This window comes from Streptomyces sp. PT12 (assembly GCF_003311645.1).
Lineage (GTDB): Bacteria > Actinomycetota > Actinomycetes > Streptomycetales > Streptomycetaceae > Streptomyces.
Window position 1 is genome coordinate 1 of the sequence record NZ_QEST01000141.1, and the last position, 24586, is coordinate 24586.

22 protein-coding genes and 1 tRNA gene are annotated in these 24586 nt (G+C 71.9%); 10 read left to right on the forward strand and 13 right to left on the reverse strand.

Features of this window, described 5'->3' with window-relative positions; genetic code table 11:
• The first annotated feature begins 114 nt into the window (after window positions 1–114).
• On the forward strand, window positions 115–1362 hold the full coding sequence (gene xerC, locus DEH69_RS15870) for a tyrosine recombinase XerC (RefSeq protein ID WP_113687632.1): 1248 nt from the start codon (window positions 115–117) through the stop codon (window positions 1360–1362).
• Between the two features lie 66 nt (window positions 1363–1428).
• Here xerC and DEH69_RS31015 read toward each other — a convergent pair whose 3' ends face one another.
• The 8 genes from DEH69_RS31015 to galU form a co-directional block, all read right to left on the reverse strand.
• The gene (locus DEH69_RS31015; RefSeq protein WP_147255612.1) at window positions 1429–2076 is read right to left on the reverse strand and encodes a hypothetical protein; all 648 of its coding nucleotides are present in this window, start codon (window positions 2074–2076) and stop codon (window positions 1429–1431) included.
• A gap of 365 nt (window positions 2077–2441) precedes the next feature.
• Window positions 2442–2515, reverse strand: a tRNA-Ala gene (locus DEH69_RS15875).
• Window positions 2516–2570: 55 nt separating this feature from the next.
• Window positions 2571–3524 carry a gephyrin-like molybdotransferase receptor GlpR gene (glpR, locus tag DEH69_RS15880; protein WP_258534700.1) on the reverse strand — a complete coding sequence of 318 codons (954 nt, stop codon included), beginning with the start codon at window positions 3522–3524 and terminating at the stop codon, window positions 2571–2573.
• Between the two features lie 117 nt (window positions 3525–3641).
• Window positions 3642–4241 (reverse strand): GNAT family N-acetyltransferase, encoded by a 600-nt coding sequence (locus DEH69_RS15885; RefSeq protein WP_113687713.1) that lies wholly within the window; start codon window positions 4239–4241, stop codon window positions 3642–3644.
• Window positions 4242–4258: 17 nt separating this feature from the next.
• The gene (locus tag DEH69_RS15890) at window positions 4259–4750 is read right to left on the reverse strand and encodes a molybdenum cofactor biosynthesis protein B (protein WP_113687634.1); all 492 of its coding nucleotides are present in this window, start codon (window positions 4748–4750) and stop codon (window positions 4259–4261) included.
• Window positions 4747–5229, reverse strand: a complete 483-nt coding sequence (gene moaC, locus DEH69_RS15895; protein ID WP_113687635.1) for a cyclic pyranopterin monophosphate synthase MoaC — start codon at window positions 5227–5229, stop codon at window positions 4747–4749. The genes DEH69_RS15890 and moaC overlap by 4 nt, the downstream gene beginning before the upstream one ends.
• A 22-nt stretch (window positions 5230–5251) precedes the next feature.
• Window positions 5252–6517: a gephyrin-like molybdotransferase Glp gene (glp, locus tag DEH69_RS15900; protein ID WP_113687636.1), complete on the reverse strand. Its 1266-nt coding sequence runs from the start codon at window positions 6515–6517 to the stop codon at window positions 5252–5254.
• The gene (gene galU / locus DEH69_RS15905) at window positions 6510–7421 is read right to left on the reverse strand and encodes a UTP--glucose-1-phosphate uridylyltransferase GalU (protein WP_113687714.1); all 912 of its coding nucleotides are present in this window, start codon (window positions 7419–7421) and stop codon (window positions 6510–6512) included. Before galU ends, glp begins: the two co-directional genes overlap by 8 nt.
• 128 nt (window positions 7422–7549) lie before the next feature.
• Between galU and DEH69_RS15910 the strand changes: the two genes are divergently transcribed.
• Window positions 7550–8209 (forward strand): 5-formyltetrahydrofolate cyclo-ligase, encoded by a 660-nt coding sequence (locus DEH69_RS15910; RefSeq protein WP_309302800.1) that lies wholly within the window; start codon window positions 7550–7552, stop codon window positions 8207–8209.
• A gap of 1 nt (window position 8210) precedes the next feature.
• Here the strand turns inward: DEH69_RS15910 and DEH69_RS15915 are convergent, their stop codons facing one another.
• Window positions 8211–11033 (reverse strand): penicillin acylase family protein, encoded by a 2823-nt coding sequence (locus DEH69_RS15915; RefSeq protein ID WP_113687637.1) that lies wholly within the window; start codon window positions 11031–11033, stop codon window positions 8211–8213.
• Between the two features lie 180 nt (window positions 11034–11213).
• Between DEH69_RS15915 and DEH69_RS15920 the strand changes: the two genes are divergently transcribed.
• From DEH69_RS15920 to DEH69_RS15940, 5 genes are all read left to right on the forward strand, one after another.
• Window positions 11214–12776: a potassium/proton antiporter gene (locus DEH69_RS15920; RefSeq protein ID WP_113687638.1), complete on the forward strand. Its 1563-nt coding sequence runs from the start codon at window positions 11214–11216 to the stop codon at window positions 12774–12776.
• A 145-nt stretch (window positions 12777–12921) separates the two neighbouring features.
• On the forward strand, window positions 12922–13311 hold the full coding sequence (locus DEH69_RS15925; protein WP_113687639.1) for an FmdB family zinc ribbon protein: 390 nt from the start codon (window positions 12922–12924) through the stop codon (window positions 13309–13311).
• Window positions 13308–14156 (forward strand): S-methyl-5'-thioadenosine phosphorylase, encoded by an 849-nt coding sequence (locus DEH69_RS15930; RefSeq protein ID WP_113687640.1) that lies wholly within the window; start codon window positions 13308–13310, stop codon window positions 14154–14156. Before DEH69_RS15925 ends, DEH69_RS15930 begins: the two co-directional genes overlap by 4 nt.
• A 287-nt stretch (window positions 14157–14443) precedes the next feature.
• Window positions 14444–14965, forward strand: a complete 522-nt coding sequence (locus tag DEH69_RS15935; protein ID WP_258534701.1) for an RcpC/CpaB family pilus assembly protein — start codon at window positions 14444–14446, stop codon at window positions 14963–14965.
• Between the two features lie 138 nt (window positions 14966–15103).
• Window positions 15104–15619 (forward strand): MscL family protein, encoded by a 516-nt coding sequence (locus DEH69_RS15940; protein WP_258534703.1) that lies wholly within the window; start codon window positions 15104–15106, stop codon window positions 15617–15619.
• 26 nt (window positions 15620–15645) lie between these two features.
• Here DEH69_RS15940 and DEH69_RS15945 read toward each other — a convergent pair whose 3' ends face one another.
• Entirely contained in the window at window positions 15646–16317 is a 672-nt protein-coding gene (locus DEH69_RS15945) for an AMP-binding protein (RefSeq protein ID WP_113687718.1), read from the reverse strand.
• Window positions 16318–16406: 89 nt separating this feature from the next.
• Between DEH69_RS15945 and DEH69_RS15950 the strand changes: the two genes are divergently transcribed.
• Window positions 16407–17483, forward strand: coding sequence for a P1 family peptidase (locus DEH69_RS15950; protein ID WP_113687641.1), 1077 nt, complete (start codon window positions 16407–16409; stop codon window positions 17481–17483).
• A gap of 129 nt (window positions 17484–17612) precedes the next feature.
• Here the strand turns inward: DEH69_RS15950 and DEH69_RS15955 are convergent, their stop codons facing one another.
• The 3 genes from DEH69_RS15955 to DEH69_RS15965 form a co-directional block, all read right to left on the reverse strand.
• Window positions 17613–19139 (reverse strand): MFS transporter, encoded by a 1527-nt coding sequence (locus DEH69_RS15955; protein ID WP_113687642.1) that lies wholly within the window; start codon window positions 19137–19139, stop codon window positions 17613–17615.
• Between the two features lie 136 nt (window positions 19140–19275).
• A complete protein-coding gene (locus DEH69_RS15960; RefSeq protein ID WP_113687719.1) occupies window positions 19276–19935 on the reverse strand; it encodes a TetR/AcrR family transcriptional regulator in 660 nt (219 codons plus the stop codon).
• 276 nt (window positions 19936–20211) lie between these two features.
• Window positions 20212–21225: an RNA polymerase sigma factor RpoD/SigA gene (locus DEH69_RS15965; protein WP_113687643.1), complete on the reverse strand. Its 1014-nt coding sequence runs from the start codon at window positions 21223–21225 to the stop codon at window positions 20212–20214.
• Window positions 21226–21642: 417 nt separating this feature from the next.
• Here DEH69_RS15965 and DEH69_RS15970 point away from each other — a divergent pair, with 417 nt between their 5' ends.
• Window positions 21643–23100: an FtsW/RodA/SpoVE family cell cycle protein gene (locus DEH69_RS15970; protein ID WP_113687644.1), complete on the forward strand. Its 1458-nt coding sequence runs from the start codon at window positions 21643–21645 to the stop codon at window positions 23098–23100.
• Between the two features lie 60 nt (window positions 23101–23160).
• Complete coding sequence (locus DEH69_RS15975; protein ID WP_113687645.1) at window positions 23161–24354, forward strand: M20 family metallopeptidase; 1194 nt, start codon at window positions 23161–23163, stop codon at window positions 24352–24354.
• Window positions 24355–24586 lie beyond the last annotated feature (232 nt).

Genomic DNA, 24586 nt, shown 5'->3' on the forward strand with positions numbered 1-24586 from the left:
TCAGTAGTGGTCTCGCTCATCAGGCGTCTCCTTGATCATCAGATCCGCCGTCTATCGGACACTCCCCGCCTGGGTCGACGAATACGTGGAGCAGGTCACCCGGGAGCGTGCGGCATGAGCGGGAAGCGGGGGAACGGCGAGGGGTCCATCTACCCCTACCGGAACGGCTTCGCCGCCTACGTCTGGGTCACCACCCCGGACGAGAAACGGAAGCGGAAGTACGTCTACGGGCCGAGCCGGACCGTCGTCCATGAGAAGTGGGTCAATCTGCACGCCGAAGCCAGCAAGGGGCCGGTCGCGACCAGCGTGCCGACCCTCGGGCAGTACCTCGCGGACTGGGTACGGGAAGTGGTGCAGCCGGAGTTGAAGCCGAAAACGGCCGAGACGTACGCGATGCACGTCCGCCTGTACATCACGCCCGGGCTCGGGGGCAAGCGGCTCGACAAGCTGACCGTGCGGGACGTCCGCAAGTGGATCAACGACCTGATGGTTCAGTGCCAGTGCTGCGCCCAGGGCAAGGACGCCCGGCGGCCCGAGCAGCACAGGGACCCGAAGCAACGGCGGCGTTGCTGCGCGGTCGGCCGGTGCTGCCAGCAGCTTCCGTCTCGGCGGACCGTCCAGGACGCCAGGACCGTGCTGCGGTCGGCGCTCACGCACGCCATGACGGAGGAGCTGATCACGAAGAACGTGGCCGGCCTCGTCAAGGTGCGGTCGGTCCGGAGGAAGAAGCCGAAGCCGTGGTCCGTGGAGGAGGCACGGACCTTCCTCGAAGCCGCTCGTGCCGCCGGTGACCCGCTCTACCCGGCGTACGTGCTCACGCTGGTACTCGGGCTCCGGCGCGGCGAAGTGCTCGGGCTCACCTGGGACAGCGTGGACCTGGACGCCCAGGAGCTGACCGTCGAGCACTCGTTGCAGCGCATCCAACGGCGGCTCGTCCACGACGAGACGAAGACGGAAGCCTCGACGGCCGTGCTGCCGCTGCCCGACATCTGCGTGGCCGCGCTGAAGCTCCGGCGGGAAGCGCAGGAAGCCGCGCGGAATGCCGCGGGCGAGCTGTGGACCGAGAACCGGTTCGTGTTCACCACCCGGTACGGCACCCCTGTGGAGCCGAGGAACTTCAACCGGCAGTTCGCCGGCCGAGCGGACCGTGCGGGGGTACGGCGCATCCGCCTGCATGACACCCGGCACACCTGCGGGTCGCTCCTGGCCGCGCTCGACGTGCACCCGCGCATCGCCATGCAGATCCTGCGGCATAGCAAGATCGCCGTCACGATGGAGGTCTACACCCACGTGCCGTCCGAGGAGACGCGGAAGGCCCTGCGTCGGCTCGGCAAGCACTTGGGCGCTCAGCTGTCCACATAACGTGCCAGCGATGGCGAAGCCTGACCGCTGTGCCCTCTGACAAGCGGAGGGCACAGCGGTGTTGTGTCAGGCGTTGGCCTGGCCGCCCTTGCGTCTTTTGGCTCTTTCGTTCGGGTTCTTCCAGGCGGGCGCTCGCTTCGGCTCCAGCTTGGCAGCCTTCGATTCCTCGAATTTCGGAGTCCTTGCCGGCCAGCGTCGAGGAGTGTGACGCTCGCGGTTGAACGGGCCCAGGGGACCAGCATGGGCTTCCTTCAGCCACCGTTCTAGGGTGCTGGAGTATTCGGTTCGTGTCCCTGAGGAAGGTTGCTCCGAGTCCCAGGCGGGCTCCATTGGCAGTCCGTACACGGCTGAGATCGCCCGCCGGGGCGAGTAGCCCTGCTGCAACGCGGTCAGGTACATGGCGGTGACGGCTTTGGCGCGCTCGCCTGGCTTCTTCGAGCCACGTGGTTCTGGCACAGCGGCGGCGACAAAGTCAAGGAGTGTGCCGGTTCCGTGTCCGGACATGCGCTCTGCGAGCGCCGTGATGCGCTGTAGCTCACGCTCGGAAGGGCGACGCACGTTGCGGCGGGCCTTCGGCGGCGGCAATACGCGCAGATCACACACCCGCCCAGTTCGCCAGTCCAATTCGGCTTCGAATGTCCACTCGGGCCAGCCGTAGACGTCCGTGATGCGCAAACCCCACGTGAGGGTGTCGACACACAGAGCACTCATCATGCAGGTCAGTTTGCCAGCAACTCTGCCCTTCTGCTGCGCGCCGTGGCCGAACCAGGCGCAGATGAGGGCCAGTTTGCCCAGGCCAGGGCCGAGAGGCTAACGGCATGGCGATCAACGAACCAGATTCCATGACCTGTCCAGACTGCGGAGGTGGGGGAGTAGATCCGCGTACGAGCGAGCCATGCGAGATGTGCCAAGGAAGCGGCACGGTTCCGCGTTGAGGTTGGACTTGCACCTCTGCCGACCGACGGCGTTCGCGGGTTGCTGTACTTCGCTGCTTGCACACACGCGGGAGCCCCCGCCGATCTTGATCGGCGGGGGCTCCCGTCTGCCGTTCCACCTGGTCCTGGAAACGGGCCCTGCTGTGGACCTGAGGGGATTTGAACCCCTGACCCCCTCGTTGCGAACGAGATGCGCTACCAGGCTGCGCTACAGGCCCTTGCGACTGACGAAACTGTAGCACCCAGTGCGCCGCGGGCCGAAATCTGTTCCCGTCACTCGCCCGCGGCCCTGCGGTGGTCCTCCTCCGCGTACTGGTCGAACAGCGGCGTGCGCTGCGGGGCCTTCGGGTCGGCGCGCGGGGTGGGCGGGGCGGGCGGGCTGCCCGCGGTGGTGGAGCGGGCCGCGCTCCACGTGTCCGGGGCGTCCAGGTCCACGCCGCGGGTGGTGCGGGGGGCGACGGGGGCGCTCACATACGTCGGGAGCGGCACCGGGGCGGGGTCCCAGCTCTCCGGCTCCTCAGCGGCCGCGGCCGGGGCGCGGCGGCGCTCCTGGTCGACCCACTCCGCGTGTTCGGTCTGCTCGACGATCCGCGCCGATGGCTGTTCAGGAACGGCGGACGCGCTCTTCTGCGTGCGCTCGCGCAGGCGGCGGGCGGCCTCTTCGGCGCGGCGGCGGTCGAGGGCAACGGCGTAGCGGCGGCGCTCCTGGCGGCGGACGTGGACCACGTACGCGATGAGCAGCGCCGCGGGGATCGCGGGGAGCCACAGGAAGCCGGGGCCTGTGGAGAGTGTGAAGATCCCGCCCAGCGTGAACGCCAGCAGAAGCGCCATGGTGGTGCGCCTGCGGCGCACGAGGACCTTGGTGCGGGGCGCACGGGGGTTCGGGGTGGCGGCGGGCTTCGGCGCGGTGACGGGCTTGGCGAAAGCGCGGACATCCGCGCTCGGGCGCGCGGCTCCGCCCTCGTCGGCGCCGGGGTCGCCCGACGGGCTGTCGTCGTGCCCGCCGTGGGGTGAGTGGGGGGCGTCGTGCGGCGCGTTGGGGTCGTCCTGGGCGGTGGCCTCGGCCTCCTGCGCGCGTCTGCCGCGCGTCAGCAGGCGGATGGCCGTGCTGAAGCGCTCCGTCGGGCGCGCCTCGTTGAGCTCGTCCTGTCTGCGGAGCCACATCGGCACGAGATAGGCGGCCCAGGCCCCGACGATGACTGCGAAGATGAGGCCACTGCTACTCACGCTGACACCGTAGAGGGATTCGCGTGAGTCCATCTGCCAAATTGGGCGGTGTGTCGCACGATCAGGCCGTCATCCCGGGTATTTCTTCGTATTGTTATCTAAAATCGAACACGCATTTTATTTCTGGGTGGCGTTGTCCCTGACCCAGCGGGCCAGCAGCCCCTGCGGGACCTCCTCCGCCGTCAGCGCGAAGACGAGGTGGTCGCGCCACGCGCCGTCGATATGGAGATAACGCGGGCGCACACCCTCTTCACGGAATCCCAGTTTCTCCACGACCCGGCGGCTCGGGCCGTTCTCCGGGCGAATGCAGATCTCCACCCGGTGCAGCCCGAGGGCGCCGAAGCAGTGGTCCGTCGCCAGCGCCACCGCCGTCGGGATCAGGCCGCGCCCTGCCACCGCGCGGTCGACCCAGTATCCGATGTGCGCCGAGCACATCGAGCCCCAGGTGATCCCCGCCACCGTCAACTGCCCCACAAGACGCCGCCGGTGCTCCACCACGAACGGCAGCATCCGGCCCGCCTGCGCCTCACCCCGCAGATGCCGCACCATCTGCCGGAACGTCGGCCTGCGCGCGGCCAGATGACCCGCGGGCGGTGGGGGGATGGTGGCCTCCCAGGGGCGCAGCCAGTCGCGATTGCGGTGGTTGACCTCGCGCCACGCGCGGTGGTCGCGCTGTCGGATGGGCCGGAGCGTGACCTCGCCGTATCCCAGCTCCACGGACCACGAGTGCGCGTTCACGGCCGGTGATCGCCGCCGTTCACCTGGTCGACCGCGTGCCGCAGAAGCGGGCGCAGCACCGCGAGGCCGTCCTTCACGCCGCCGGTCGAGCCGGGCAGGTTGACGATCAGGGTGCGGCCCGCGACCCCGGCGAGGCCGCGCGAGAGGGCGGCCGTCGGCACCTTGGCCAGGCCCGCCGCGCGGATCGCCTCGGCGATGCCGGGGATCTCGAAGTCCAGGACGCGGCGCGTCATCTCGGGCGTGCGGTCGGTCGGCGAGATGCCGGTGCCCCCGGTGGTCAGGACGACGTCGTAGCCCTCGTGGAGCGCCGCGCGCAGGGCCTTCTCGACCGGCTCGCCGTCGGGGACCACGCGCGGCCCGTCGGCCGCGAAGCCCAACTCCCCGAGCGCGGCGACCAGAAGGGGTCCCGTGGTGTCGGGGTAGACGCCCGCGGAGGCGCGGTTGGACGCGGTGATCGCCAGGCCGCGGTACGGGGACGGGTCGCTCATGAGGAACGGCTCCAGTCCCCCGACCGGCCGCCCGACTTCTCCTCGACGCGCACATCCGTGATGACGGCGGCCTTGTCGACCGCCTTCACCATGTCCACGACCGTCAACGCGGCCACGCCGACCGCGGTCAGGGCCTCCATCTCGACCCCGGTGCGCCCGGTGGTCCTGACCGTCGCGGCGATCTCGACGGCGTCGTCGGCGACGGTCAGGTCCACCGTGACGCCGGTGATCTCCAGGGGGTGGCAGAGCGGGACCAGCTCGGGCGTCCGCTTGGCGCCCATGATCCCGGCGATCCGCGCGGTCGCGAGCACGTCGCCCTTGGGCAGCCCCTCGCCGCGCAACAGCGCGACCACGCGGGGGGCGAGAAGGACCCGGCCGGTGGCTCGCGCGGTGCGGGCGGTGATGTCCTTGCCCGACACATCGACCATGCGGGCGGCCCCCGAGTCGTCGAGATGCGTGAGGTGCGGGGAGCTGCTCATGAGCAGTAACGGTACCCCTCGCTCAGCCCAGCAGCACCACCGTCAGGACGGCCCCCGGCTCGGCCGCGGTGGCCGCCTCGGGGATCTCGATCAACGCGTTGGCGCGGGCGAGCGACGCCACCAGGTACGAACCCGCGCCGCCGACCGGTGCGACCGTGCCCTCATCGGAGGAGTAGGTGCCGCGCAGATACTGGCGGCGCCCTGGGGGCGAGGTCAGCGGCGCCTCGCACGCCAGGCGCGCGGTGACCCGCGGCCGGTCGAGCGCGTCGGGCGCGTGCCCCGCGAGGGCGCGCAGCGCCGGGCGCACGAACAGCTCGAACGAGACATACGCGCTCACGGGGTTGCCCGGCAGGCCGAGGAGCGGGACGCGGTCGGGGCCGAGCAGGCCGAACGCCTGGGGCTTGCCCGGCTGCATGGCCACGCGGCGGAAGTCCACCTCGCCTGCGAGCGCCTCCTTGACCACGTCGAACGCGCCGACGCTCACGCCGCCGCTGGTGACCACGAGGTCGGCGCGCACCAGCTGCTCGTCGAGGGCGGCGCGCAGCGAGGGGGCGTCGTCGGCGACGGCCGCGACCCTGTAGGCCACCGCTCCCGCGGCCTGGGCGGCCGAGGTGAGCATGAACCCGTTCGAATCATGGATCTGCCCGGGGCCGAGCGGCTGCCCTGGCGCGGTCAGCTCGCTGCCCGTCGAGAGCACGACGACCCGGGGGCGCGGGCGGACGAGCGCGGTGGCGTGGCCGAGCGCGGCGAGCAGGCCGAGCTGGGGAGGACCGAGGACCGTGCCGGCGGTGAGCGCGATGGCGCCCGTGGCCGCGTCGCTGCCGCGGCCGTTGATGAAGGCGCGGGCCGGGGCGCCGCGGTTGACCCGCACCTCGGGGCCGTGCTCGCGCTGGCCGTTCATGCCGGTGGCGGGCCCGCCACCGGCGCCGCCGTCGGTCCACTCGACGGGAACGACGGCCTGCGCGCCGGGCGGGAGGGGCGCGCCGGTCATGATGCGCGCCGCCTCGCCGGGGCCGACGGCTGGCAACGTGTCGCTGCCCGCCGCGATGTCGCCGACGACGCGGAGCACCGCGGGGTACTCCTCGGTGGCCGTCTCGACGTCGGCGGTGCGCACCGCGTAGCCGTCCATGGAGCTGTTGTCGAACGGCGGCAGCGGGGCGGTGACCACCACGTCGTCCACCAGGACGCAGCCCGCGGCGTCGAGGAGCGGCAGCTCGATGGGCTCGAGGGGGCGCATGGCCCCCAGGACGTCGTCGCGGTGCTCCTCGACCGACCAGGTGTCATTCAACGTGCGGCATCTCCTCGCTGACGTACTGCCGCAGCCAGGAGCGGAACTCCGGGCCGAGGTCGGGGCGTTCACAGGCCAGCCTCACGATGGACCGCAGATAGTCGGCGCGGTCGCCCGTGTCGTAGCGGCGGCCCTTGAAGACCACACCGTAGACCGGCGCGCCCGCCGCCGGGTCGCTCGCCATGGCCTGGAGCGCGTCGGTCAGCTGGATTTCGCCGCCGCGCCCGGGCGGGGTCTTGTCCAGCACCTCGAAGACGCTGGGGTCGAGGACGTAGCGGCCGATGATCGCGAGGTTCGACGGGGCGTCGGCGGGGTCGGGCTTCTCGACCAGACCCGTCACGCGCATGACACCGTCGGCGACGGGGTCGACGGAGGCGGCGCCGTAGAGGTTGATCTGGGAGGGGTCGACCTCCATCAGCGCGATGACGCTGCCGCCGTGCTCGGCCTGGGCCTCGATCATGCGGGTCAGCAGCGGGTCGCGTGGGTCGATCAGGTCGTCGCCGAGGAGGACGGCGAACGGCTGGTCGCCGACGTGCGGCTCGGCGCACATCACGGCGTGGCCCAGGCCCTTGGGGTCACCCTGGCGGACGTAGTGGATGGTGGCCAGGGCCGTGGACTGCTGGACGCGGCGGAGGCGTTCCTCGTCGCCCTTGCGGCGGAGCGCGTCCTCCAACTCGTAGTTCCGGTCGAAGTGGTCCTCGACGGGACGCTTGTTGCGGCCGGTGATCATGAGCACGTCGGTGAGCCCTGCGGCCGTCGCCTCTTCCACCACGTACTGGATCGCGGGTTGGTCGACGACCGGCAGCATCTCCTTGGGGGTGGCCTTCGTGGCGGGCAGAAACCGTGTGCCGAGCCCGGCGGCGGGAATGACAGCCTTGCTGATCCGGGGGCGTGGTGACGTCATGCCGGTCACTTTATCCATCTAGTGTGCGGGCACCGGGCAAGCCAGGGTATGCGCCGTGTTACCGGCGCGTCGGCCCAGGTCGGACGGGCGATCGGGGCCGGGGATCGGGAAGGGAGCGGGCGCGGAACGTGGATGACGTCGCGACATGGAAACGGTCGGTCAGACGGGATCTGCTCGCGGTGCGGGCGGCGATGGCGGACGACGAGGTGCGGCAGGCGGCCCAGGCGCTGGCGGCGCGCGCCCTCGAACTGCCGGAGCTGGCCGCGTTGATGGGCGAGGGCGAGGGCGGCGGCGCGGGCGAGGGCGTGGGTGAACGCGGTGGCACGGTCGCCGCGTATGTCTCGGTGGGGAGTGAGCCGGGCACGCTCGCGCTGTTGAACGTGCTGCGCGAGCGGGGCGTGCGCGTTCTGCTGCCGGTGCTTCTCGCCGACGACGACCTGGACTGGGCGGAGTACGAGGGCGCTGGGCGGCTCGTGGAGGCCGAGCACGCGGGGCGCATCCGGCTGTTGCAGCCCAGCGGGCGGCGCCTTGGCCCCGGGGCGGTGACCGGGGCGGCGGTGGTGCTGCTGCCCGGGCTCGCCGTGGACCGGCGCGGGGTGCGGATGGGGCGCGGCGGGGGCAGCTACGACCGGGCGCTGGCCCGCCTGGCCGACGCGGACGCGCGGCCCGCGCTCGTCGCCGTCGTCTACGGGCACGAGGTGGTCGACGAGCTGCCGCACGAGCCGCATGACCGACCGGTGCACGCGGCGCTCACGCCGGAGGGCGTGCACCGGTTCGCGCCGGGGTGAATCACTCCTCGGAGCCCTCGGAGCCCTCGGAGCCCTCGGAGCCCCCGGCCGCCGCCGGGGTGAGCGTCAGGGTGTGCTCGGTGCTCTCCTCGACGGCGTCGCGGCCGTAGGCCCATGGCAGGTACTCGCCATCCGCCCAGAGGTCGGTCTGGTCGGTGTAGTTGTCGTGGTAGGCGTGCCCCGACGCGCCGGTGAGGTTGATCCACAGCGACTCGTCGAAGTTGTCGAGGCTGACGACCATGCGCATCGAGGGGACCCAGGTGATGTCGTAGCCGCCCGCGGCGTTCCAGCCGCTCGCGTCGACGGCGTCGGCGCCTCCCGAGAGGTTCCACGGGCCGCGGTTGAGGAGCCACTGGACGGGGCCCGGGCCCTCGGTGCCCAGCGTCTGGTTGTTGAGCATCAGGCGGTGCAGGCGGCCCCAGCTCCAGGTGTCGATGTCCTTGCCGAGCTCGGCCGTCAGCTCGTAACGGGCGTCGCGCATGGCGCGGGCGAGGAGGTCGTCGCGGTTGTCGACGGCGGGCTGGGTGGTGGTGCCCTGCGCCTGCCACCAGACGTTCTCCGGGTCATCGAGGATGCCGCGGACCACCTCGAACCACCGGTCGCCGCCGTCCGGCTGGGCGGTGTCGGGGGAACGCTCGCCGCACTCGGTGATCAGCCGCTCGCCGCCGTCGAGGTTCTCCAGGGGCTGGGACTCGTCGGCGGGCGGGACGCGCAGGCACTGGCCCTCGACGCGCAGCTCCTTGGGGAGCTTGTTGCCGAACGCCAGCTGGAGCACGTTGCGCCAGACGGCGTTGTAGTAGGCGGCGGCGGCCGAGTCGGCGTCCTGGGTGAAGTCCCAGCCCTCGAGCAGCCGCTGGGCCTCCCTGACGTACTCGTCGCCGATCTCGACATCGAGCAGGTAGGGGACCAGCGTCTCGGCCATCTCGTTGCTGTTGTCCAGCTGGATCGACTGCATGTCGCCCATCGAGATCTTGCCGCCGTCCTCGATGGTCGCGAGGAGCAGCTCCTCGATGCGCTGGCTGCGCGTTCCGTAGCTCCAGTCCTCCGTGAGCGCGTAGCCGTACGCGTCGGGGTCGACGACGGCCTGGTTGGCGGTGACGATGTAGCCGCGCTCGGGGTTGAACTCGCGGGGCAGCTCGTCCTGCGGGATGAAGCCGACCCAGTCATAGGCCGAGTCCCAGCCGGGGGAGGGGTAGCGCCCGTCGCCTTCGCCCCTGATGGGGATCAGGCCGGGGGCCTGGTAGCCGATGTTGCCCTCGGTGTCGGCGTAGACGAGGTTCTGGGAGGGGACGGCGAAGTCCTGGGCGGCCGCGCGGAACTCGTCCCAGCCGGTCGCGGCGTTGAGGGAGAAGACGGCGTTCATCGTGCCGGTCGGCTCGAGCGCGGTCCACGTCAGGGACACGGCGTAGCCCTCGCCGCGGTCGGGCGCCGACGAGTCGACGGGCGCGCTGTCACCCACATCGGCGAATTCCTCGCCGCGGTCGGAGATGATCGGGCCGTTCTCGGTCTCACGCACGGTGATCTCGCGCGGCTCGCCGCCCGCGACCTCGATCACCTCGGTGCGCGTTTCATAGGGGATCTGCTCACCGTCGCGCAGATAGTTGCCGTCCTCGAGCTTTTCAAGTCGCAGATCGCTCACATCCGCGTCGAGGTTGGTCAGGCCCCAGGAGATGTCCTGGTTGTGGCCGATGATCACGCCCGGCATGCCGGAGAAGGAGAAGCCCGAGACGTCGAACGGGCACTCGGCGCTGACCTCGGAGCAGTGCAGCCCCATCTGGTACCAGATGCCGGGCAACGAGGGCGACAGGTGCGGGTCGTTGGCCAGCAGGGGGGAGCCGGTGGTGGTGTAATCCCCGGACACCACCCAGGAGTTGGAGCCGATGCCGCTGCCGTTGGTGCCCAGCAGCGCGGGGATCTCGTCCAGGGTCTTTGAGATGGACGCCAGCTGCGTCGCGGCGCCGCCGAGCGCGTCGTCGGGGTCCTCGTAGCCGATCCCGCTCGCCGCGCCCTCGGGGTCCTCGCCGATCCCGTCCCCGATTCCGTCGCCGAAGCCGTCGCCGAAGCCGTCGCCGGGGAGCCCCGAGCCGGGGGGCGTTCCCGTGTCGTCCGCGTCGTTCTCGGTCACGATCGGTCGGTTCCGGTCGTAGGGGTACTCGGGGTAGAGCTGCTCGATCTCCTCGGGGCTGAGCCGTTCGGCCAGCAGGGAGCGGTCGATCTCCTCCTGCATGTTCCCGCGGAGGTCCCAGGCCATCGCCTTGAGCCAGGCCACCGAGTCGACCGGGTCCCAGGGCTCGGGCGCGTAGTCGTTGACGAAGCCGAGCGCCGCGTACTCGACGGAGAGCTCGGCGCCGTCGCGCTCGCCGAGGTAGGCGTTGACGCCTTCCGCGTACGCCTGGAGGTACGCCTTGGTCTCGTCGGTCAGGAGCGTGTCGTACTCCTCCTGCGCGACCTCGCGCCACCCCAGGGTGCGCAGGAAGGCGTCGGTCTCGACCTGCCCGTCGCCGAACATCTCCGAGAGCCGCCCCGAGGTCATGTGCCGCCGGACGTCCATCTCCCAGAAACGGTCCTGCGCGTGCACATACCCCTGCGCGCGGAAGAGGTCGTCGGCGCTGTCGGCGTACAGCTGCGGGATGCCGTTGCCGTCCCGGGTGACGGTCACGGGGGCGGACAGGCCCTCGATCGCGATCTCCCCCGAGACCTGCGGGAAGGACGCCCGCACGGTACTGACGCTCCAGTAAGCGCCGTAGCCGATTCCGGCCAGGAGCAGCACAACGAGAGCGATCACGGTCAGACGACCGCGTCGCCTGGGCTTCTTGGCGGGCATCTCTGTCCTTCAGAGGGCAGCTGAGCGGTAGGAGGCAACCATAGACATACGGCCACTGAGGTGAGCCTACGGGGAGTCACACGCGCGGGCCCCTGCGTTCATATGATGGTAAATTCGGTGCAAACGGCGTGAATTGCCGTACCTGTACGCTGCGTCCGGCCCCTCGGCCACCTCGCGTTCATCCGGGTTCACCGGCCGTACCGGCGAGAGGATCCGCCCCTGACTGTCGACCGCCTCAACGAACTCCTGTTCGCCGGCGCCCTGATCCTGCTCCTCGCGGTCGCGGCGGTGCGGCTGACCTCTCGCACCGGGCTGCCCTCGCTGCTCCTCTACCTCGCCATCGGCATCGCGCTCGGCGAGGGCGGGTTCGGCGTCGACGTCGGCGACTTCAGCGACGCGGAGCTGACCCAGGTCATCGGATACGCGGCGCTCGTGGTCATCCTCGCCGAGGGCGGCCTCTCCACCCGCTGGCGCGACATCAGGCCCGCCATCCCGGCCGCTGCCGTGCTCGCCACGCTCGGCGTCGGCGTCAGCGTCGGGGTCACCGCGGCCGCGGCGCACTTCCTGGTCGGGCTCGCGTGGACGCCCGCGCTGCTCATGGGCGCGGTCGTCTCGTCGACCGACGCCGCCGCCGTCTTCTCGGTGCTGCGCCGCGTGCCGCTGCCGAGGCGGCTGACGGGCACGCTCGAGGCCGAGTCCGGCTTCAACGACGCCCCGGTGATCATCCTCGTCGTCGCCTTCTCCGACCCGCACCACACCACCACGTGGTACGTCCTGCTCGGCGTGATGGCCCTTGAGCTGGCCATCGGCCTGGCGGTCGGCCTCCTCGTCGGCCGCGTCGGCACGCTGGCGCTGCGGCACGTCGCGCTGCCCGCGTCGGGGCTCTACCCCATCGCCGTGCTCGGCTTCTGCGTCCTGGCGTACGCGGGGGGCGCGCTGGCGCACGGCAGCGGCTTCCTCGCCGTCTATGTGGCGGCGCTCACGCTGGGGAACGCCGGGCTGCCGCACGGCCCGGCCACGCGCGGCTTCGCGGACGCGGTGGCGTGGGTGGCGCAGATCGGCCTCTTCGTGCTGCTTGGGCTGCTGGTCAACACGGGCGCGCTGTGGCCAGCGCTGGTCCCCGCGCTGGCCGTCGGCGGCGTTCTCACGCTGCTGGCACGACCGTTGTCCGTGACGCTGTGCCTGCTGCCGTTCCGCAGGGGCTGGCGCGAACAGGCGCTGCTGTCCTGGGCCGGGCTGCGCGGCGCCGTGCCGATCGTGCTCGCGATCATCCCGGTGGTCGGCGGGGTCGAGGACAGCGAGCGCATCTTCAGCATCGTCTTCGTGCTGGTCGTCGTCTACACCCTGGTGCAGGGGCCCACGCTGCCGTGGCTGGCCAGGCGGCTGCGGATCACCGACGACGAGCAGACGGTGGACGTGGACATCGAGTCGGCGCCGCTGGACCGGCTGCGGGGCCATCTGCTCTCGGTGGCGATCCCTTCGGCCTCGCGGATGCACGGCGTGGAGGTCCGCGAGCTGCGGCTGCCGTCGCAGGCGGCGGTGACGCTCGTGGTCAGGGGCGGCACGAGCTTCGTCCCCGAGCCCTCCACCGTGCTGCGGCGCGGCGACGAGCTGCTGGTGGTGGCGACGGACGAGGTGCGGGACGCGACCGAACGGCGGCTGCTGGCCGTCGGGCGCGGCGGCAAGCTGGCGGGCTGGCTCGGGCAGCGCGGCAGCACGGGGCTGCGGCGACCGCCGGAGTGAGGGGGCGGTCGGAGTGAGGGCGGTCGGAGTGGGGTCGGTGGGGGCGAGGGGCGGTGAAGGCGAGGGGCAGTGGACTTGGAGGGCCGGAATGCTGCACGATGGACCGTCGTTAGCACTCCATGACCATGAGTGCCAGGAGGGTGACGTGCCGACGTATCAGTATCAGTGCACCGAGTGCCACGAGGGCCTTGAAGTGGTGCAGAAGTTCACCGATGACGCCCTGACGGTGTGCCCGGCGTGCCAGGGGCGGCTGAAGAAGGTGTTCTCGGCCGTCGGCATCGTATTCAAGGGCTCCGGCTTCTACCGGAACGACAGCCGTAGCTCGTCGTCCTCGAGCAGCCCCGCGTCCTCGGGCGGCAAGAAGAGCGGCGCGGAGTCGTCCTCTTCTTCCTCTTCTTCCTCTTCCTCCGGGTCCTCCTCGGGCTCGTCGTCGTCCTCGTCCTCTTCGTCTTCTTCGGGGGCGTCGGGGGCGTCGGGGGCGTCGAAGGGGGCCTCGTCGGGCTCGTCGTCCAGCGCCGCGGCCTCTGCCGCATGAGCCAGGGCGCCCTCGACGGGCGAGGGGCCGAGATCGGGGTGATCGGCGGGTCGGGGTTCTACGCGTTCCTCGACGATGTGACCGAGGTCACTGTGAACACGCCGTACGGCGAGCCGAGCGACGCGCTGTTCGTGGGCGAGATCGCCGGGCGCCGGGTGGCGTTCCTGCCGCGCCACGGCCGGACGCACCGGCTGCCGCCGCACCGCATCAACTACCGCGCGAACCTCTGGGCGCTGCGCTCGCTCGGCGTCCGGCAGGTCCTCGGCCCGTGCGCGGTCGGCGGGCTCACCGCGGAGTACGGGCCCGGCACGCTGCTGGTGCCCGATCAGCTGGTGGACCGCACCAAGGGCAGACAGCAGAGCTACTACGACGGTGAGACGCGCCCCGACGGGCAGCAGTCCAACGTCGTGCACGTCTCGTTCGCCGACCCGTACTGCCCGTCGGGGCGCGAGGTCGTGCTCGCGGCCGCGCGGGACCACGGCTGGGACGCGGTGGACGGCGGCGCGATGGTCGTGATCGAGGGGCCGCGCTTCTCGACGCGCGCCGAGTCGCGCTGGCACGCCGCCCAGGGGTGGTCCGTGGTCGGCATGACCGGGCACCCTGAGGCGATCCTGGCCCGCGAGCTGGAGCTGTGCTACACGTCCGTGAGCCTGGTCACCGACCTGGACGCGGGGGCCGAGGTGGGCGAGGGCGTCTCGCACGCGGAGGTTCTCGAAGTCTTCGCGGAGAACATCGGGCGGCTGCGCGATGTTCTGTTCGACGTCGTGGGCAGGCTGCCCAAGGACCGTGACTGTCTGTGCCCGACCGCGCTGCTCGGGCAGGCCCCGGGGATCGCGCTGCCGTAGCCCCTAACCTACCCGGTGGATCGTGTCCCCCCGGGGCGGGGCTGGCTTCTCACTCGATCGGGTGAGGCGGTTTTCCACAGGCCGTGGGTTGTCCACAGGGCCGGGCGGGATCGTGGGGAAGCGGGCACGGTGGTGCCATGCAACGCGTCACGACGTCAGGTCAGCGGCCCTCGGCCGGTCCCCCTTCCTCCCTGTCCGTTCCCATGGGCGGTCCCGTGTCCGTTCCCGAGAGTGGTCCCGCGGGTGTTCCCCTCGGTGTTCTCTCGGCCGTCGCGCCGTCCGTTCCCGTGCCCGAGTTCGCGCCGGTCAGGCCGCGGGGGGCGCGGTGGTGGCTGATGCGCGGGCCGCGCCGACGGCGACGGCGGGCGCTGGGCGCCGCGCTCGCGATCATGACGGCGGTGCTCGCGCTGCTGCTGCCCGGGACGGAGGGCTCGCCCGACGGCTCAGCGGCGGGTTCCGCCGCAGGTGAGCGGGCCGCCGCCCCTGGGCATGAGGCATCCGCCGCGTCTGGCGACCTCGTCATGGCGCCGGTGCGCATCGCCGACGCGGAGGCGGTGCGGCTGCTGCGGCCGGGGGACCGCGTCGATGTGCTCGCGGCGCGGGCCGGGCCCGACGCGGGAGCGGCGGCGCGGGTGGTCGCGCGTCGGGCGCGGGTCACGTCGGTGCCGGGCGGCGGCGCGGCCAAGGGGGCTTCGACCCCTTCCGGCGGAGTGGGCGGCGCGCTCGTGGTGCTCTCCGTTCCCCCGGCCACGGCCGCCGAGCTGGCGGGTGCGGCGGCCGCCGCGGAGCTGGCGGTGACCCGATGGTGAGCGTGAGCCGGGACCCTTCGGTCAGCGGGGGAAGATCATCGCGGTGGTGGCCGGATTGGACAGCCCTGCGGCGCCTGTTGCAGCGTGGTCCGCTGCGGCTTCGCGGCAGGCGCGGAGCCAGGGACGAGAGGCGGATCGGTGACCGAGCGCAAGGGCGTCGTGGCGGGGGCGAAGGAGACGCTGGCGGGCTTCCGCGTCTTTCTCCTCCGGGGGAACGTGGTGGAGCTGGCCGTGGCCGTCGTCGTCGGCGCCGCCTTCACCAACATCGTGAACTCCGTGGTGGAAGGCATCATCAACCCCCTGGTGGGCGCCTTCGGCACCCAGGATCTCGACGCCTACCAGTCGTGCCTGCGGGGCCCGTGCGAGGTGAACGACGCGGGCCAGATCATGAACGGCATTCCGATCCGCTGGGGTTCGGTCCTCAGCGCCTCGCTGACCTTCCTGATCACCGCGGCGGTGGTCTACTTCCTGATGATCATGCCCCTCACCCGGTACATGGCGCGGCGGGCGGCCAAGGCTCCGGTGGAGCAGCCGCCGGAGACGGAGGTGCAGCTGCTCGCCGAGATCCGCGACGAGCTGGTCGCCCAGCGGCGGGCCAGGGAGGCGGCGCTGACCGTGGGCCCGCAGCGCTCGGCGGAGTCCGACCGGGAGTAGTCCGCCCGGGAGTAGTCCGCCCGGGATCAGAGGTGGTGCGGGGGCCGCTCGCGCAGGAAGCGGGCCAGGTCCCCGGAGCCCGGGTCCTCGGGGCTCTCATCGCCCCAGCCCCGGTCGGTGTCATCGCTCGACGGCCGCTCCAGCGGGTCGTCGAAGTCCAGTCGGCTCGCCGGGTGGGCGGGCGATCGGCCGGGCTTGGCGTGGTCGTTCACACGGCCAGGATACGGCCGGGGCGGCAGCGTCTCGGCGGCCAGTGCCTCGTGCCACCAGCGGTCACGGCCCGGCTGCCAGGGCACGGGCTGGGCCAGCTGCCGCACCACGAACACCCGCTCCACATCGGGGCAGCCGGTCAGCGCGCGGTCGAGCGCGGCCTTGACGCCCAGCACCCGCCCGTCGACCAGGCAGGCGTCCGCGCCGACCACGACCCGGGCGCCCGAGCTCCGGATCCGCTGCCGGATCAGGCTGGGGTGCCGCCCGACGGGCAGCGAGACGCGCACGGCCGAGAGGCTGACACAGGCGAGCGTCACGGTCACGGACTCCAGGCACATCGGCAGCATGACCGCCACCGGGTCGCCGGGGGCCACGCCGAGGCGGGCCAGGGCGTGGGCCGCACGTTCGCCCTCGCGCACCAGTTGCGTGTGGTTGAGGACGTCGGTCGGCCCGGAGCCGCTCCCTCTGCCCTCGTGATCTCCGGACATGACGCGCAGCATCCCGGTCGGCGATTGACGATCGATAAACGCCCGGTGGACGGGCCGGTGGCGTGGCGGGCCCGTGGTACGGATGGGCCATGGATCGAGCGACAACGGCAGGCACGGGCGAGCGCGACGCGCTCACGGATGTGGCCGGGCTGCGGGTGGGGCACGCCCAGCGGATCGGGGGTGGCTGGCTGACGGGGACGACGGTGGTGCTGCCGCCCGAGGGCGGGGCGGTGGCGGCCGTGGACGTGCGCGGCGGCGGCCCCGGCACCCGGGAGACCGACGTGCTCGACCCGCGGAATCTGGTGGAGCGCGTGGACGCGGTGCTGCTGAGCGGTGGCAGCGCGTTCGGGCTCGACGCGGCCTCGGGGGTGATGGCCTGGCTCGAGGAGCGGGGGCGCGGCTTCCGGATCGGGCCCGAGCCCTGGCAGGTGGTGCCGATCGTGCCGGGCGCGGTGCTGTTCGACCTGGGGCGCGGCGGGGACTGGCGGGCCAGGCCGGACGCCGCCCTGGGCCGGGCCGCCGCCGAGGCCGCGGCGGACACGGACCCGGGCGCGGCCGTGGCCCAGGGGAGCGTGGGCGCGGGGACAGGCGCGGTCGCCGGCGGGTACAAGGGCGGGATCGGCACGGCCAGCGCGGTGCTGCCCTCGGGAGTCACCGTGGCGGCGCTCGCCGCGGTGAACGCCGCGGGCTCCCCGGTCGACCCGGCGACGGGCGCGCTCCACGGCGAGCCGGGGCGCGTTCCGGCGGCGGCGACGCACGCCGAGGCGGCGCGGCGTCTCAAGGAGGCGGTGGCTGCCACGGCCGCGCGGGCGGCGGGGGAGCGGCCCCCGTTGAACACCACGCTGGCCGTCGTGGCCACCGATGCGGCGCTGTCCGTCGCGCAGGCGCGGAAGCTCGCGGGCACGGCGCACGACGGGCTGGCCAGGGCGGTGCGGCCCGCGCATCTGATGACGGACGGCGACACGGTGTTCGCGCTGTCCACCGGGGAGCGCCCCGGGCCGGGCGGGGGGTCGCCGATCGAGGTGGGGCTGGCGTTCAACGGGCTGCTCGCCGCGGGGGCCGATGTGCTGACCCGCGCGGTGGTCAAGGGGCTGCTCGCCGCCGAGGGAGTGGAGACCCCGGGTGGCGTCTTCCCGTCCTATCGGGAGCTGTACGGCGACCGGTGACCCCGGAGCGTTCGTGCGCGTCCGGGGACACCGGCTCTCTCATCGTGTGGCCGTCCCCGTCCCCCCGGCAACCGGACGGCGAAGCGCCCGGCCCCGCGAGGGGGCCGGGCGCTTCGAAGGGGCCTCGCGTCAGTGCGCCATCACCGGGACGACCGAGTCGGCCTCGGCGCCCTCGCCGCCGGTGGCGACCTGGCCGTGGCCGCCGCCCTTGCGGTTGATGAGGACGGCGGAGATCACGGCCGAGCCCAGCAGGATGAAGACGCCCCACCAGACGGCGGCCGTGTAGCCGTGCACCATCGACTCGAACGTCAGGGTCCGCTCGTCGGTGGTCCCGGCGAGGTGGTCGGTGAAGTACGCGGTGGTCGCGCTGGCCGCGATGGTGTTCAGCAGGGCGGTGCCGATGGCGCCGCCGACCTGCTGCGACACGTTCACCATGGCCGAGGCCACGCCCGCGTCCGACGGCCGGACGTTCTCGGTGGCCAGGCTCATCGCGGGCATGAACGCCGTGCCGAGCCCCAGGCCGAGCAGCACCATCGACGGCATGAGGACGCCGGTGTAGGAGCTGTCCAGGTTCATCCGGGTGAGCAGCAGCATGCCGAAGGAGGCGACCAGGAAGCCGGGGACCATCAGGTTCCGCGGGGCCACCCGGGTCACCAGGCGGGCGCCGATCTGCGTTGAGCCGATGATCATGCCCACCACCATCGGCAGGAAGGCGATACCGGTCCTGACCGGCGAGTAGCCGCGCACGATCTGGAGGTAGTAGGTCACAAACAGAAACACACCGAACATGGCGATGCTCGCCAGCCCCAAGGCGGCATAGGCGCCGCCTCGGTTCCGGTCGGTCAGCACCCGCAGCGGCAGCAGCGGGGACTTCACCCGGGCCTCCACGATCACAAACAGCGCGAGCAGCACGACGGCCGAGACGAACATGGCGATCGTGCCGGACTCGGTCCAGTCCTCGTGCTCGGCGCGGGCGAACCCGTAGACCAGGGCGACCAAGCCGAGTGAGCCCAGCACCACGCCGGGGATGTCGAGGGACGAGCCGTCCCTGGTGGTGTTCGGCTCCCGGATCACCAGCACGGCGCCAAGGGCGGCGACGGCGGCGAAGGGGATGTTGACGAAGAACGTCCAGCGCCAGTCCAGGTAGTCGGTCAGCGCGCCGCCAAGCAACAGGCCGACCGCGGCACCGGCCCCGGCGATGGCGCCGAAGACGCCGAACGCCTTGGCCCGCTCCTTGGCGTCCGTGAACAGCACGGTCAGCAGCGACAGCGCCGCGGGGGCGAGCAGCGCGCCGAACACACCCTGGAGGGCGCGGGAGGCATACAGCATGGCTTCGTTCTGCGCGGCGCCGCCCAGTGCCGAGGCGAGCGCGAAGCCGATCAGGCCGATGATGAAGGCCCGGCGCCGCCCCCACAGGTCCGAGACGCGTCCGCCGAACAGCAGCAGACCGCCGAAGGCCAGGGCGTAGGCGGTGATGATCCACTGCCGGTTGCCGTCGGATATGCCCAGGTCGCTCTGGGCCGATGGCATGGCGATGTTCACGATGGTGGCGTCGAGCACCACCATGAGCTGCGCCAGGGCGATGAAGATCAACGCCTTCCAGCGCGAGGGGTCGAGAGCGCTGTGAGCTTTGCTCACGGCGGTTTCTGGTGGCATGGAAGCAGCTACCTCACGTGACGATTGGTGCAAAAAGGGTGGGCGAGAACGTCTCGAAGGGAAGACTCGGCGCCGGGGGAAACTCAGCGTCGCGGTTCCGGCCGCGCTGGGAGTCCGTTCGGGCGTCGGGCTGTGTTCAGGGCGTCGTCGGGCAGAACTCTTCCTTGAGGTCTTCCAACGTGATCGCCGCGCCGAGAAGCTCGCTGTGCGGCGGGGTCCGCAGGCCGTCCAGGAAGATCTGGAGGTGGCGGCGGGCCATGGCCGAGTCGCTGCCATGGGTCCCGGGAACGGGGAGGGTGAGCCGGGCCACCGCGACCAGCAGGTCGCCCGCCCCGACGTCGCGCCGCAGCTGCCCCGAGGCGTGTGCCCGGTCGATGAGCTGTTGCGTGAGCCTCTGCACGGTCTCCCTGCTGGCCAGCAGCCGGGGATCCTCGTGGTCGACGCCGAAGCTCAGCATCGGGCACAGGCCCCCGACGCGCTCCTCGGCCGCGTGCAGGATCAGCGACCTCAGGGCCTCGAAGGGGTCATGCTCGGTCTCCAGTGTCTGCTGAGCTCGCTCGACGATGCGCTCGTTCACGTAGAGGAGCACGTGGAACAGGAGCGACTCCCGGTCGGGGAAGTGCCGGTACAGCGTGGCATTCCCGACTCCGGCGCGTCGAGCGATTTCGTCCAGGGGCGCGTGCGGCCCCTGGTCGACGATGGCCTCCCTGGCGGCGGCGAGGATGCGCTCGCGATTGCGCACGGCGTCCGCACGCGTTCGTGCGCGCGGGCCCGTGCTCGTCGAGGTCGCACCCATGATCGTCACTCCCGGGGATCTGAACGCCTCCCAGCGTTCCGGTGAACAACCGGGGATCCAGTCCCCGGTTGAGAACACTCCCCAAAACGGAGAAGTCATCCCCGGTTATTTCGGGAGCCCATGTGTTCCGCGTCACATCACCCCGGGACGCGGAAGCGGCCGGGACCCGCGCCCTCATCGGCGCCGGTCCCGGCCGCTCCTTCCTCTAGTCCGTTCCCCGGGTCGAGTCTGTTCCCCGGGTCGAGTCCGCTCCCCGGGGTCCGCCTCTCAAGTGGATCAGGCGGCGGCGTCGAAGCCCGAGTCGTTCGCCATGCGCTTGAGCTCCAGCAGCGCGTGCTTCTCGATCTGCCGGATCCGTTCCCTGGTGAGCCCGTGCTGCTTGCCCACCTCGGTCAGCGTGCGCTCCCTGCCGTCCTCGATGCCGTATCGCGCCCTGATGATGGCCGCGGTGCGGTCGTCGAGGCGGCCGATGAGGTCCTCCAGGCCCTCGCGCCGCATCATCACCATGACCGACTGCTCGGGCGACGCGGCAGAGGTGTCCTCGAGCAGGTCGCCGAACTGGGTCTCGCCCTCGTCGTCCACCGACATGTTCAGCGAGACGGGGTCGCGCGCCCAGTCGATGACGTCCTGGATGCGCTCCGGCGTCGTGCCGAGCTCGCCAGCGATCTCGCCGGGCTCGGGCTCGCGGCCATGCTCGCGGTTGAACTCACGCTGCACGCGCCGGATCCTGCCCAGCTCCTCGACCAGGTGGACGGGCAGCCTGATGGTGCGCGACTGGTCGGCGATGGACCGGGTGATGGCCTGACGGATCCACCATGTCGCATACGTCGAGAACTTGAATCCCTTGCTGTAGTCGAACTTCTCCACGGCCCTGACCAGGCCGGCGTTGCCCTCCTGGATCAGGTCGAGCAGCGGCAGGCCGCTGCGCGGATAGCGCCGGGCGACGGCGACGACGAGCCTGAGGTTCGCGCGGATGAACGCGTCCTTCGCCCGCTCACCGGCGGCCGCGAGCGCCTCGAGCTCCTCGCGGGTCGCCGTGGCCGCCGCGCCACCGGCGGCGGGCTCCTCCTCGCCCCGCAGAAGGCGCTCCGCGTACAGCCCCGCCTCGATCGTGAGAGACAGCTCGACCTCTTTCGCCGCGTCGAGCAGCGGGGTGCGGGCTATCTCGTCGAGATACATCCCGACCAGATCGCGCTCCGTGGCATCGCTGCCCGCGCTGGACCGGACACTGCCCGTCGCTTCGACACTGTCATCGGTGTCCGGACGCCGGGCGACGGCACGGGTTGCCATACGTGCTCTCCCTTGCGAAGTGATCAGAACGGATCGGACCGGGGCGCCCCCTTGGTTTCCCGCGTCCGTAACGAATCAACGACGGGAATCCGGACAGAATTCCCAAGCGGTGCATCTTTTTTCCTGGGTGCAGTATCCTGCCCCGCCGCACCCCTCCCCCGCTCTCGCCCTCTCCCCACATGTCCCCACATCCCTGAAGACGAACGAATCGCGCGGTTAGTTGCTTCCCGTTGCTTCCGCTTCCCCCGTTCCCCCGGTTACGTCCGGGTACCCAACGCCCTGCCCCCCCATGCGACCGCGGTGCTCTGGTGGGCCCGCCCCGCCGCCTGTAGGTTTCCCGTCAGCGCCTTCCCCGTCGGCTGGGGAGCCCCGGGGGCGCCGGGGACGGGGGCGAGGAACGGACAGGGGGCGGACCTCATGGCCGAGCGCGAGGAAGGCCGCGACGGCGCCGTCAGGCGTTGGGTCGCCCGCCGCCGCAACACCGAGCTCGCCCTGATCGTCTTCGCGATCGCCATCGTCGCGTTCGGCCACTCCGCCGCGAACCTCGCCATGGAGGAGGAGCTGCCGACCGGCCTGCTCGCCCACACCGCGGGCCTTGGCGCGCTCGCCCTCGCCGCGCACCTGGCCGTGCGCCGGTTCGCGCGGCACGCCGACCCGTTGATTCTGCCGATCACCGTGCTGCTCTCCGGGATCGGCCTGGTCCTCATCGACCGCCTCGACCACGCCTACGCCGAGCAGTACCCGCCGGAGAACTACCAGTCCGCGCCCGCCGCCCCCGACCAGGTCATCTGGACGGTCGTCGGCGTGGGCCTGCTGATCGCCACGCTGGTCGTGCTGCGCCACCACCGCGTGCTCCAGCGGTACACCTATCTCGGCATGGCCATCGCGATGCTGCTGCTGATGGCCCCGGCGTTCTTCGGTGCCGACCAGTTCGGCGCGAAGCGCTGGATCACCGTGGGGCCGCTGTCCGCGCAGCCGGGCGAGTTCGTCAAGGTCATGATCGTGATCTTCTTCGCCAGCTACCTCATGGCGAACCGCGACGCCCTCGCCCTCGTCGGCCGCCGCTTCCTCGGCCTCGCCCTGCCGCGCGGGCGCAACGCGGGACCCGTGCTGCTCGTCTGGGCCGTCAGCCTGGTCGTCCTCTTCTACGAGCGCGACCTGGGCACGTCGTTGATCTTCTTCGGCGTCTTCGTCCTCATGCTCTACGTCGCCACCGAGCGCACCAGCTGGGTCGTGCTCGGCGGGCTGATGGCCACCCTCGGCACCGTGGTCGTCGCCGCGACGCAGCCGCATGTGAAGGGCCGCGTCCAGGCGTGGCTCGACCCGATGGCGATCTTCCTGCCCGAGGACCAGCGCCCGCCCGGGCTGATATCGGACCAGTCGGCGCAGGCGCTCTTCAGCTTCGGCGCGGGCGACCTCACGGGAACGGGCCTGGGCGAGGGCCACTCGTACCTGATCGGCTTCGCGGGCCGCAGCGACTTCATTTTGGCCACCGTGGGCGAGGAGCTCGGCCTGGTCGGCGTGACGCTTGTCCTCCTCCTCTACGCGCTGCTGATCCAGCGCGGCGTCAGCGCCGCCCTCTCGGTCACCGACCCGTTCGGCAAGCTGATGGCGATGGGCCTGTCCGCGGTGGTCGCGCTCCAGGTGTTCATCGTCTCGGGCGGCGTCACCGGGCTGATCCCGCTCACCGGCAAGGCGCTGCCGTTCCTCGCGCAGGGCGGCTCGTCGACCGTCGCCAACTGGCTGCTGGTCGCGCTGCTCATCCGCGTCAGCGACGGTGCGGGCAAGTCGAGCACCGAACCCGCGGGCAACGCCACCATCCTCACCCCGGTCGTCGCCGACCCCCTCCTCCCGCCCCGCACCCCGCGCCCCTGAACCCCGCTCAACGCCTTTCGCAACGCCCCTCGCAACACCGCACGTGGGAAGGACCCGACCATGCACCTCGCCGACGACGCCCGCGCCATGACCGACGACCTCGTCCAGCTCCGCCGCGCGCTGCACGCCATCCCCGAGCTGGGCCTCGACCTGCCCCGCACTCAGGAGGCCGTGCTCGCCGCGCTCGACGGGCTGCCGTTGGAGATCGGCACAGGAACGGGCCTGACCTCCGTCACCGCCGTGCTGCGCGGCGCGCGCCCGGGGCCCACCGTGCTGCTGCGCGGCGACATGGACGCGCTGCCGGTCACCGAGCGCACGGGCCTGCCGTTCGCCGCCGAAGCCGACCGCATGCACGCGTGCGGCCATGACCTGCACACGACGATGCTCACCGGCGCCGCCCGCCTGCTCTCCGCGCACCGGGACCGGCTGGCGGGGAACGTGCTGTTCATGTTCCAGCCGGGCGAGGAGGGCTTCGACGGGGCGGGGCACATGATCGCGGAGGGGTTGCTCGACGCGACGGGGGAGCGCCCGGTGGCGGCGTACGCGCTCCATGTGATGTCGCACACATGGGAGTCGGGCGTCTTCACCGCGCGCGGCGGCCCGGCCATGGCGGCGTCCAACGTCCTTGAGGTCACGGTCAACGGCGCGGGCGGCCATGGCTCGGCCCCGCACCGCGCGAAGGACCCGATCCCGGCGGCGTGCGAGATGGTGACCGCGCTCCAGACGTGGATATCGCGGAGCTTCGACGTGTTCGATCCGGTGATCCTGACCGTCGGGACGTTCCACGCGGGCACGCAGTCGAACATCATCCCCGACAGCGCGACGTTCCGCGCCACCGTCCGCAGCTTCTCCGACGAGGCGCGCGCCCGGCTGCGCGAGGGCACGGTCGCGCTGTGTGAGGGCATCGCGGCGGGGCACGGGCTGACGGCGGACGCGACGTTCTTCGAGCAGTACCCGGTCACGGTCAACGACCCGGCCGAGACCGCCTTCGCCGCGGGGGCCGTGCGCGAGGTGCACGGCGAGGAACGTTACGCCCCCATGGCGAACCCCATCCTCGGCTCGGAGGACTTCTCGCGGGTCATCGACGCCGTGCCGGGCGCGATGATCTTCCTTGGGGCCACCCCCGCGGGCGCCGACCCCGAGGCCGCTCCCGCCAACCACTCGCCGCTGGCCGCGTTCGACGAGGCGGTGCTGCCCGACGGGGCGGCGCTCTACGCCGAGCTCGCCGTGCGGCGCCTGGCCGCCGCGGCGTAAGGCGCCCGCCGCGGCGTAAGGCGGCGCGTCCGCGTCGGGCCGCGCCTCGCGGCGTCCGTCCCCGGCCGCGCCTCGCGGCGTCCGTCCCCGGCCGCGCCACGCGGCGTCCGTCCCTCCTCCGCTCCGCCGCCACCCGGCTGGCCCCCCGTCGCTGCGCGGGGCACGTCCTTCCGCCGTAGCGTGAATCCGACATACCGGGAGATTCTCCTTCTCTCGGTGTCGCTGGTCGGAG